This window comes from Synechococcus sp. H55.11 (genome assembly GCF_047462475.1).
Taxonomy (GTDB): Bacteria; Cyanobacteriota; Cyanobacteriia; order Thermostichales; family Thermostichaceae; genus Thermostichus.
This window is the reverse complement of record NZ_JANSJI010000034.1, coordinates 1-9,761: the sequence shown is the minus strand read 5'-3', so window position 1 is coordinate 9,761 and position 9,761 is coordinate 1. Positions and strand designations below refer to the sequence as shown.

Annotated in this window: 9 protein-coding genes; 2 read left to right on the top strand and 7 right to left on the bottom strand. The window is 58.1% G+C overall.

The window, feature by feature from the left end:
* Positions 1-23 precede the first annotated feature (23 nt).
* Positions 24-587, bottom strand: coding sequence for a hypothetical protein (locus tag NW853_RS01340; protein WP_414337632.1), 564 nt, complete (start codon positions 585-587; stop codon positions 24-26).
* Between the two features lie 312 nt (positions 588-899).
* Between NW853_RS01340 and NW853_RS01335 the strand changes: the two genes are divergently transcribed.
* Positions 900-1,829 carry a hypothetical protein gene (locus NW853_RS01335; protein ID WP_414347289.1) on the top strand — a complete coding sequence of 310 codons (930 nt, stop codon included), beginning with the start codon at positions 900-902 and terminating at the stop codon, positions 1,827-1,829.
* 54 nt (positions 1,830-1,883) lie between these two features.
* Here the strand turns inward: NW853_RS01335 and NW853_RS01330 are convergent, their stop codons facing one another.
* The 3 genes from NW853_RS01330 to selD all read right to left on the bottom strand — a co-directional run bounded on the left by NW853_RS01330 (position 1,884) and on the right by selD (position 4,790).
* Positions 1,884-2,990 (bottom strand): ABC transporter permease, encoded by a 1,107-nt coding sequence (locus tag NW853_RS01330; RefSeq protein ID WP_414335586.1) that lies wholly within the window; start codon positions 2,988-2,990, stop codon positions 1,884-1,886.
* Positions 2,991-3,105: 115 nt separating this feature from the next.
* Complete coding sequence (locus tag NW853_RS01325) at positions 3,106-3,606, bottom strand: hypothetical protein (RefSeq protein WP_414335588.1); 501 nt, start codon at positions 3,604-3,606, stop codon at positions 3,106-3,108.
* 119 nt (positions 3,607-3,725) lie between these two features.
* Entirely contained in the window at positions 3,726-4,790 is a 1,065-nt protein-coding gene (gene selD / locus NW853_RS01320; protein ID WP_414347287.1) for a selenide, water dikinase SelD, read from the bottom strand.
* Between the two features lie 113 nt (positions 4,791-4,903).
* Between selD and NW853_RS01315 the strand changes: the two genes are divergently transcribed.
* Complete coding sequence (locus tag NW853_RS01315; protein ID WP_414347286.1) at positions 4,904-8,398, top strand: DNA polymerase III subunit alpha; 3,495 nt, start codon at positions 4,904-4,906, stop codon at positions 8,396-8,398.
* Positions 8,399-8,402: 4 nt separating this feature from the next.
* Here NW853_RS01315 and NW853_RS01310 read toward each other — a convergent pair whose 3' ends face one another.
* From NW853_RS01310 to NW853_RS01300, 3 genes are all read right to left on the bottom strand, one after another.
* The gene (locus NW853_RS01310; protein WP_414347284.1) at positions 8,403-8,663 is read right to left on the bottom strand and encodes a glutaredoxin family protein; all 261 of its coding nucleotides are present in this window, start codon (positions 8,661-8,663) and stop codon (positions 8,403-8,405) included.
* 9 nt (positions 8,664-8,672) lie between these two features.
* Positions 8,673-9,500, bottom strand: coding sequence for a carbon-nitrogen hydrolase family protein (locus NW853_RS01305; RefSeq protein WP_414347281.1), 828 nt, complete (start codon positions 9,498-9,500; stop codon positions 8,673-8,675).
* A gap of 36 nt (positions 9,501-9,536) precedes the next feature.
* On the bottom strand, positions 9,537-9,761 hold a 225-nt coding region (locus NW853_RS01300; protein ID WP_414347279.1), incomplete at its 5' end, for a DUF2839 domain-containing protein.

Sequence of the window (9,761 nt, the reverse complement as noted above, 5' to 3'; positions counted from 1 at the left end):
GGGGGTGAGGGAGTCTGGGAAAATCAAAAACGAGGCTCGCTGTTGAGGCGTGACGGCTGCTGTTTTAAATAGCGCAAGAACTCCCGCAGTTCGGCCTCATTCAGTTGGTGGCGAGATTTTTTTTGGAAGCGACGCTCCAGGAACTCTTGTCCTTCCTTGCGGCCCCAGCCAATACGCTGCATCTCGACATCTGTTTGAGCAATGATGTCTGATAGATCATCTCCATAGGCTCCCGGCTCGCTCAAGCTGGGCAATTCTGAGGGAGTCGGCTTCGCAGGGATCCCTGTTGGCTCAGGGGCTTGAGGGGCAGGAGAAGAGTGGGTGCGCCCATTGGCCAAGGCCAAGTCGGGAGTTGGCAAATAGGGCAGCCTGGCGGCAGCAGAATCCATACCCAAGCTCAAGGAAGTTGCGGAATGACCGAATCCTGCGTGGTTTAAAGCGCGCTTCAGCGCAGCATCTTCCGCTTCTTCTACTGTGTTGGAGCCGGCAATACCACTACCCAGAACCGTGTTGTTCACCACCACCTGGGCTTTGACAATGTAGATCCCTTCTTCTACGCGCAACAGATCGGTGAGCAAACTGCCCATAGGGTACCGCTCTCGAAACTGTTGAATCATGTTTGCGCCGAAACCTGTCGCTGCTCGGGTCTTGACTACAAGCTAGCTTGAAAGTACGCCTCACATCCAGATCTCAACGCCTCAATCTCAAATCAACATCGGCTAAAGATGTCTATCGAGCAGATCCCAACAAGAAGAGAAGTCTTTCCCAACAGTCAGCGTTCGGCTCGACAAGGGTATGCTATGGCCAAGGGATCCAGTTGCCAAGGTTGCCCTGAGTGGCTGGCTTGGAAAAGGAAAACTGATTTATTATCGCTGCACAGCAAGGCATAACGGAGAACCATGGCTAGCGATACAACCGGGGTCAGCTCAGCCAGTTTGGGGCAGGCAGCCATTCGAGAGCGCAATTATGGCACTGCTTTGCAGTTGCTGCGGCGGGCTTATCGTGCGGATCCCAGCCCGGAGAATGCCCGTTGGCTGGCCACCGCCTACGAAGAAGCGGGGTATGCCCAATTGGCCGCCCTCTATCGAGAATTGGCCCAAGAGCGCAGGGAGACTGCCAAAGCAATTCAATTCCAAGCCCCCAAACCTCCCGGCACCCTTGCAGAACTGAAGCAACCCCCTCCTGAACCGCCGGAGCGCAAGACCATTCCCTTGCCCCAGCCGATCCCACACCCAACCCCACCGGCATCCTCTCCGGATCAGCCGATTTGGATTTACAAGCCCGCCCCCATTGACCCCAAAAGCATCAGCCGTCAAACGCCCCTTCGATCTCAAGCCGCGGAGCCTGCCCCTTCCCCTCAACAATCGGCGGAGAGGAGTGACTATCTGCCGGTTCAACACGCCCCGGATTTACAAAACCCGCAGCAGGGATCCCCCTTCCTGCGGCGGCTGAACCAACTGCATCGCCAGTTTAAGGATCGGCCCACGGCGGAGCTGGCTCTGCAACTGGCGGAAGCCTACGACGAGCAGAAGAACTTCAAAGAGGCCCAGCGCTACTACCGAGAGGTGTTGGATCTGGATGATTCCTGGCTGTTGCGACCAATGGTGCAGGAGCGCCTGGAAGAGCTGCAGCAACTGCAGGAGCAGGGTTCTTTGGCGGATCCCTCGGCCCAAAGTTTGCTCAAGCTGGCCGAGAAGTTGGAGCAGGAGGGGGAAATCGCCCGGGCCGAGCAAGTTTACCGCCAGATCCTAAAAATGAATGCCACCTTGGATGTTTATGCTAAGGCTCGCAAGGGGCTAAATCGGCTCTATCCGGACGGAAAGCGGTGAACGGCAGACCCTCGCATCTCCCCTGAACCGTCACAATTCGGAAGCAGCTTCTCCTCAAAATGGATCCCGCGGGTCGAGGGCATCTCGCAGACCATCCCCCAGCAAGTTAAAAGACAAAGAGGTGAGCACCACCATCAGGGTGGGGGCTAGCACCAGCCAAGGCTGCAGAATGATTACCGAAGCATTGGTGGCCAGCGACAGCATATTTCCCCAAGACGCATCCGGCTGTTGGATCCCCAGGCCGATCAAGCTCAGCACCGACTCCGCCACGATGTAGCCGGGCACCGCCAAGGTTGCCGAGATCACCACGTAGGTGGTGGTCTGAGGCAGAATATGCCGCACCAGCAGATACAGGGATCCGGCCCCGGCCACCCGCGCCGCCTGCACAAAGTCTCGCTCCCGCAAGGACAGCACCTGGCCCCGAATGACCCTGGCCAAGCCCGCCCAACCCACAAAAGAGAGGATGGCCACAATCACCAAAAAGCGCTCGGCATTGCTGAAGGGCACGCCGGTCAGCGGGTTCACCTGCAACACCGCCGCCAGCGACACCAGCAAATACAGGGTTGGGATCGACATCAACACCTCAGTCAGCCGCATCAGCAGCGTATCCACCCAGCCGCCGAAGTAGCCGGATATGGCCCCCACCAGCAGGCCGATGGGAAAAGAGATGCCGATGCCCACCAGGCCAACAAACAGGCTGACGCGCCCGCCATAGACCAGACGGCTGAAGTAGTCGCGGCCCTGATCATCCGTGCCCAGCAGGTGCAGCCGCGCTACCGGCAGCCCTTCCTCTGGCCGCAGGGGGACGGTGCCGAACAAATGTCGATCCCAGGGGATCAGCCCCAGCCAACGGTAAGGGGTGCCGGCCACAAACAGGCGGATCCCGGCGGGACGGCTGCTATCCACCAAAAGCGGACGTTCGCCCGTTTCCAGATCCACCGGCCCCTGGCGGGTGGGGTAAACGTGGGGCCCCAGCCAAGCGCCCGACTCATCCCACAAGTGAATGGCGGTGGGGGGCAAAAGGGATCCCCCTGGCTGCGATTCCAGCGGGCTGTAGGGGGCAACAAACTCGGCAAAAATGGCGCAGACGTAGAAAAAAACGAGAATGTAGGCTCCCACTTGAGCCCAGCGATTTTGGCGCAGCCGTTTCCACCACTGCATGAGGCCAGGGTCCCGGTTGGGCGAGTTGCCAGAACGAAGTTGGCTTTTAGTGTAGCTAAGCTTTGGGGTTATTTCGAAGACACTGCCCACGCCGTCCAATCTTGAACGGATCCCCCTAGCCGGCCAGGGAATAGCTGGGGCTGCAGGGGGCCATCATTTCCATCCGAGCTGCGGCGATGGTCTGCGGCAGCACCCCCACCAGCCGCGCCAAAATGTCATCCGGCAACTGCTTGACCAACTCCGCAGAGAAAAACTCCTCCAAGCTAAAGAGCAAAATCCGCGCCCGCTGGGCCGGCAAAGGATTATCGGTGATCTGCTGCAACCAGCGCATCCAGTGCAGCCGCTTGGTATAGGCGTTTTGCCGCTCTTGATAGCCCTGGGGATGCAACAGAGCCACATCCCCAATCGGGATCACGCTGCTCGACTCCACATCCAAGGGCCCCCCCACCGCAGCGCCCGGCCCGGCAAACTCGGCATGAAACGTCTTGCAGATGATCAAGGCGTTGTGCCGCTGCGGATCCACCATCAGCAATTGGCCGCTGCTGAGGCTGCGAATCAGTTGACCTGGCTCAACCCACTGAACCAGGCTATGGCTGTTGGGAGAGGGCTCGTTCATACCTCTTTAAGATATCTCAGCTCCCCTTCCCCTTACATGAGATCTTCAACTTTCGCAGCTCTGCTTGACCAAATCTTCATAGATTGGGGGGAGAGGGCCAAACGTGGCCTTCCCCCAAGCTACTGGCGGGGGGTTTGGATCTCGCCGACAACCCGAATGGCGATCCCTTCGCCGGCCTGGCAGCGGCCAATGCGGCGAGCATAGGAGTAGCCGGCGCTGTGGAGCTCTTGCAAAAGCTCTGCGGTGAAGGCGGGATCCACCGCCAGCAGTAAGCCGCCGCTGGTTTGCGGATCCGACAAGAGCAACTGCTGCCACTCCGGTAGAGAGTCGGCCTCTACGCCTTCATAGCCTTGCCAGTTGCGGCGGGCTGCACCTGGGAAGATCCCCGCCTCCGCCAAGGAGAGGGCCTCGGGCAAAAAGGGAATAGCAGCCAGATCCAACTCGGCGCTTACCCCTGAGCCACGGCAGACCTCTAGCAAGTGTCCCAAGAGGCCAAACCCCGTTACATCGGTTAGGGCGTGAACCTGGGGTCGCCGCGCCAGTTGCGGGCCGATGCGGTTAAGCTGAGTCATCACCTGCAAAACCTCGGCGTAGCCCGCTGCGCTAAGCTGACCCTTTTTTAGGGCGGTGGTCATCACCCCGATCCCCAGCGGCTTGGTTAGGATGAGGTCGTCGTCGGGCTGAGCCGTGGCGTTGCGGCGGATGTGCTGCGGGTGGGCCAGGCCTGCCGCCACCAAGCCGAAGATAGGCTCGGGCGAATCGATGGAGTGCCCCCCGGCCAAAGGGATCCCGGCTTCCTGACAGATCTGGATTCCCCCGGCCATGATCTCCCGAATAGCCGACAGGGGCAGGGTGTTGACCGGCATACCCAGAATGGCGAGGGCGAGAATGGGCCTACCCCCCATCGCGTAAACGTCAGAAAGGGCGTTGGCTGCGGCAATGCGGCCAAAATCCACCGGATCGTCCACGATGGGCATGAAAAAGTCGGTGGTCAGGATCAGGGCCTGCTCGTCGTTGAGTTGGTAGACGGCGGCATCGTCGCTCGTTTCAGCCCCCACCAACAGGGCCGGATCTGACCAAAGAAGAGGCAGCTCCTTAAGAATCTGCTGCAGCAGCGCCGGGGCAATTTTGCAGCCGCAGCCGCCGCCGTGGGAGTACTGGGTGAGGCGAAGGGGAGTCTCCATGCAAGCAAAGGGAGAAAACGTCGGCCTGACTTTACTGTAGCGGCAGCTAGCAGCAACTGGAAAAAGGGGCGCTGGGTTAAGGTTGAAGGGATCCCTCTACCCATAGCGTTGCCATGTCTTTTGTCCCCTTGCACTTGCACAGCGAGTACAGCCTTCTGGACGGGGCTAGCCAATTGCCGCGTTTGATTGAGCAGGTGGTGGCGATGGGTTTGCCAGGACTGGCCCTGACCGATCACGGCGTCATGTATGGGGCCATTGAGCTGGTGAAACTGTGTAAAAGCAAAGGGATCAAGCCGATTATTGGCAACGAGATGTATGTTATCAACGGCGATATTCGAGACAAAAGCCGCAAGTATCCCAAGTATCACCAAGTGGTTCTAGCCAAAAACACCCAGGGCTATAAAAACTTGGTGAAGCTAACCACTATTTCCCATCTCCACGGCGTTCAAGGCAAGGGGATCTTTGCTCGCCCCTGCATCAACAAAGAGTATTTGGCCCAATACAAAGAGGGGTTGATCGTGACCAGCGGCTGTCGAGCTGGGGAAGTGCCCCAGGCCATTTTGCAGGGGCGGCCAGAAATTGCCCGCCAGGTTGCCGCCTGGTATCAAGAACAGTTTGGAGACGATTACTACATTGAGATCCAGGATCACGGCTATCGAGAAGACCGCTTTGTCAATGTGCAATTGGTGCGCATTGCTCGCGAATTGGGGATCCCGATCATCCTCACCAACGATAGCCACTTCATCTCCTGCTGGGATGTGGAGGCCCACGATGCCCTGCTCTGCATCCAAACAGGCAAATCTCTCACCGAGAAAGATCGCCTTCGCTACAGTGGGACGGAATACCTGAAAAGCCCAGAAGAAATGCGCCGCCTCTGCCGCGATCACCTGGAGCAAGAGGTGATCGACGAAGCCATTGCCAACACCCTCAAGGTGCTGGAAAAGATCGAGGGCTATGACCTATTTGGGGAAATGCGCATGCCCGACTACCCGGTTCCACCGGGCCATTCTGCCGATAGCTATCTCACCGAATTGGCCTGGCAGGGCTTGGCAAAACGCTGCGGCGTTGCCTATCCAGATCAGATTCCGGAAAACTATCAGGAGCGCCTGCGCTTTGAACTAAGCATCATCCAACAAAAAGGCTTCTCCAGCTATTTCCTGGTGGTTTGGGACTACATTCGCTATGCCTGTGAGCACGGGATCCCAGTAGGCCCAGGCCGCGGTTCGGCAGCCGGATCCCTGGTGGCCTATGCCCTGCAAATTACCAATATTGACCCCGTCAAATATGGGTTGCTCTTCGAGCGTTTTCTCAACCCAGAACGGCAATCGATGCCGGATATCGATACCGATTTCTGCATCGAGCGGCGGGGAGAGCTGATCGACTATGTAACCCGCAAGTATGGTCAAGAGCGAGTGGCCCAAATCATCACCTTTAACCGCATGACTTCCAAAGCTATTCTCAAAGATGTTGCCCGGGTGCTCGATATTCCCTATGCCGAAGCCGACAAAATGGCAAAGCTGATCCCGGTATCGCGGGGTAAGCCTGCCAAACTGGAGGAGATGATCGGCGAGAACACGCCGGCTCCAGAGTTCAAAGAAAAATACGAGAAAGACCCAACCACTCACCGCTGGATCGAGCTGGCCCGCCTGTTGGAAGGCACCAACAAAACCTTTGGGGTTCACGCTGCCGGCGTGGTCATCGCCAAGGATCCCTTGGATGAGATCGTGCCCTTGCAATACAACAACGAAGGCCAAATCATTACCCAGTACTCGATGGAAGATATTGAGTCTCTGGGCCTGCTGAAGATGGACTTTTTGGGGCTGCGCAACCTGACGATGATCCAGCGGGCTGTGGAGCTGATTCGAGAGCACAGAGGGGTCACCATCGACCTGGATAACCTACCATTGGATGACGAGAAAACCTACCAACTTTTGGAAAAGGGAGAGCTGGAAGGGATCTTCCAACTGGAATCTTCCGGGATGAAGCAGGTGGTGCGAGAGCTCAAGCCTTCCAACTTAGAAGACATTTCCTCGGTCTTGGCTCTTTACCGACCGGGGCCATTGGATACGGGCATGATCCCAGACTTTATCGATCGCAAACATGGCCGCAAGCCGGTAACCTATGCCCACGATCTCCTCAAGCCAATCCTTCAAGATACCTACGGCGCCATTCTCTACCAAGAACAGATCATGCGCATTGCCCAGGACATGGCCGGCTATACCCTGGGCCAGGCTGACCTGCTGCGGCGGGCGATGGGGAAAAAGAAAGTTTCCGAGATGGAGCAACAGCGGGAGCAATTCGTCCGGGGAGCTTTGGAGCGAGGTGTGGCCAAGGAAGTGGCCACGGAACTATTTGACCAGATGGTTGCTTTCGCCGAGTATTGCTTCAACAAATCCCACTCTACGGCCTATGGACTGATTACTTTCCAGACAGCCTATCTCAAGGCCAATTATCCAACAGAATACATGGCGGCGCTGCTTTCTTCTGTGGGAGGGGATCAAGATAAGGTGCAGCGCTATATCACCTATTGTCTGTCGATAGGGATCCAGATTCAACCGCCCGATATCAACCGCTCTGGGCTGGATTTTACCCCCCAAGGATCCAGCATTTTGTTTGGTCTAGGGGCGGTGAAGAATGTGGGTGAGGGGGCGATTCAAAACATCCTGGCTGCCCGCCAGGCGGGGGGCCCCTTCACCTCTTTGGCCGACTTTTGCCAGCGGGTGGATCTGCGCCTGGTTAACCGTCGCGCCATCGAGTCGCTGATCTGTGCAGGCGCTTTTGATTGTATTTCCCCCAACCGCAAGCAATTAATGGTGGATCTGGATCCCATTCTCACCTGGGCGACGGAGCGGGCCAAGTCCAAAGCCATTGGTCAAGCCAGCCTATTTGATTTGTTGGGCAGCGACAGCAGTGATGGCCAGGGATTTATGGAGGCGCCGCGGGGGCCTGCTACCGAAGATTTTCCAGCGCCAGAAAAGTTAAGGCTGGAACGGGAGCTGTTGGGTTTTTATGTTTCGGATCACCCGCTGCGGCGGATTCAAGAGCAGGCGCGCCTGTTGGCTCCCGTTAACCTCTCGGATTTGAGCGGCTACGCAGCCGAGACTTCTGTAGGCATTCTGGCCCTAGTGACCGCCATCAAAACCGTAACCACCAAGAAAGGGGATCGCATGGCCATTGTGCAACTGGAAGATCTCACCGGCAGTTGCGAAGCGGTGATCTTCCCCAAGACTTACGAACGTTTGCGCCATCGCCTGGAGGTGGATCAACGGCTATTGATCTGGGCCAAGGTGGATCAGCGGGATGAACAGGTGCAATTGATTGTCGAGGACTTGCAGCCAATTGAATCGGTGAGTTGGGTTACGGTGCAACTCCCTCTGGAGGCTGCCGGCACATTGGAGGATCGATACCGCCTGCAAACATTGCTTGCCCGCCAACGCTCGGAAGCCAAGGAAGAAAATCGCATCCCCGTTGTGGCGGCCATCGTCGCCCCTCCCCACACGCTCTGGGTGAGGCTGGGATCCCAATTTTGGGTTAAAAATGCCCAGGCTGCAGTTGAGGCCCTCCGCCAAGCTGGCTATACCGCCCGCAGCGAAGCGCTAGCCTCTTAAGCCGTCAACCCAACTGTCGTTCCAGCCAAGTGCGTAACTGGGTCACGGTTAGCCGCGGCGAGGGGCGGGGCAGAGATCGTTCGGGATCCCCCGCCAAGCTCAGCACGGGAACCTCCAGTTGGTAGCGCTCCCACCAGGTGGGGTTAGTGGTGATGTCGCGGATTTCCAACGTGGCGATCTCAGGGATCTGCTGCAACTTCTCCGCTAGGCCCTCGCAGAGGTGGCAGCCGGGCTTGCTGTAGAGGATCAAGGGCGGCCAAGGCATAGGGGATCCCTAAAGGCTGACAGTACAGGCCAGACGACGGTGCTGCAGCGAGGGCATCTGCCGCCGGATAAGCTGCAGGCGCTCCGGGTCGATCTCGGCAATGGCCACCCCTGGTTTTTCGCCGCCGGCATCCGCCAGGATCGTCCCCCAAGGATCCACGATCATGGCGTGGCCATGACATTGCCGCCGCTCGTAGTGGGTGCCCACCTGGGCGGGAGCAATCACGTAGCAGGTGTTTTCAATAGCGCGACACTGCAGCAAAACCTGCCAGTGGTCCCGGCCCGTGTAGGCGGTAAAGGCGGCGGGGATCAACAGCACCTGCGCTCCTCGATCCACCAAGGAACGATACAGCTCCGGAAAGCGCACGTCGTAACAAACCGATAGACCTAGCATGCCCAGCCGCTCTTCCTGGCAGACCACCACCTCGTTGCCGCTCACCACCGTGTTCGACTCGCGGTAGGTGTTGCCGTCGGGCAGGTTGACGTCGAAGAGGTGGATCTTGCAGTAGCGAGCCAGCTCCTTGCCCTCGGGGCTGTAGAGGGCGGCGGTGTTGTACACCTTGCCTTGTCCATCCGGCACCGGGTATCCCCCGCCCAGCACGAATACCTGGTAGCGCTGGGCCATCTTGGCCAAAAACTCCTCGGCCCGCTGCGCGATCTCCGAGGCAAGGCGAGCTTTTTCTTCCTCCGGCCCCATGAAGGCAAAGTTTTCCGGCAAAGCTACCAGCTCACATCCCCGCCGCGCCGCAAAGTCAATCCACTCCTCTGCCTGTTGTAGGTTGCTGGCCAGATCGGGGGTGCTGGTCATCTGAAGGGCGGCTGCCAAATAGGATCGCATGGGGAAACTCCAGGAAAACTCAAAGGATCCAGCCGTCTAGCCCACCAGGTGCCACCAGCCCAACGCAGGCCCCACAAATCGCACCACCACCCAAACAATGGCCAGGAGAATAATGCCGGTCCAAGCGCCCCGAGTTGTCCAATTGTAGATCGTGCGGGCTTGGGCTTTGGTGAGAGGAATATCTTTGAGCTGGGGAAACAGTAGCTCTTGGTCAGGGTCGGGGCTGTTGCGGGTTTTGCGGCGCTTTGCTTCGCCCATAGG

Bases quoted from the DNA above. Each gene is read 5' to 3' on its own strand.
- NW853_RS01335 (WP_414347289.1), top strand. From the start codon at position 900: ATGGCTAGCGATACAACCGGGGTCAGCTCAGCCAGTTTGGGGCAGGCA.
- NW853_RS01315 (WP_414347286.1), top strand. From the start codon at position 4,904: ATGTCTTTTGTCCCCTTGCACTTGCACAGCGAGTACAGCCTTCTGGAC.
- NW853_RS01325 (WP_414335588.1), bottom strand. From the start codon at position 3,606: ATGAACGAGCCCTCTCCCAACAGCCATAGCCTGGTTCAGTGGGTTGAG.
- NW853_RS01340 (WP_414337632.1), bottom strand. From the start codon at position 587: ATGGGCAGTTTGCTCACCGATCTGTTGCGCGTAGAAGAAGGGATCTAC.
- NW853_RS01310 (WP_414347284.1), bottom strand. From the start codon at position 8,663: ATGCCTTGGCCGCCCTTGATCCTCTACAGCAAGCCCGGCTGCCACCTC.
- selD (WP_414347287.1), bottom strand. From the start codon at position 4,790: ATGGAGACTCCCCTTCGCCTCACCCAGTACTCCCACGGCGGCGGCTGC.
- NW853_RS01305 (WP_414347281.1), bottom strand. From the start codon at position 9,500: ATGCGATCCTATTTGGCAGCCGCCCTTCAGATGACCAGCACCCCCGAT.
- NW853_RS01330 (WP_414335586.1), bottom strand. From the start codon at position 2,990: ATGCAGTGGTGGAAACGGCTGCGCCAAAATCGCTGGGCTCAAGTGGGA.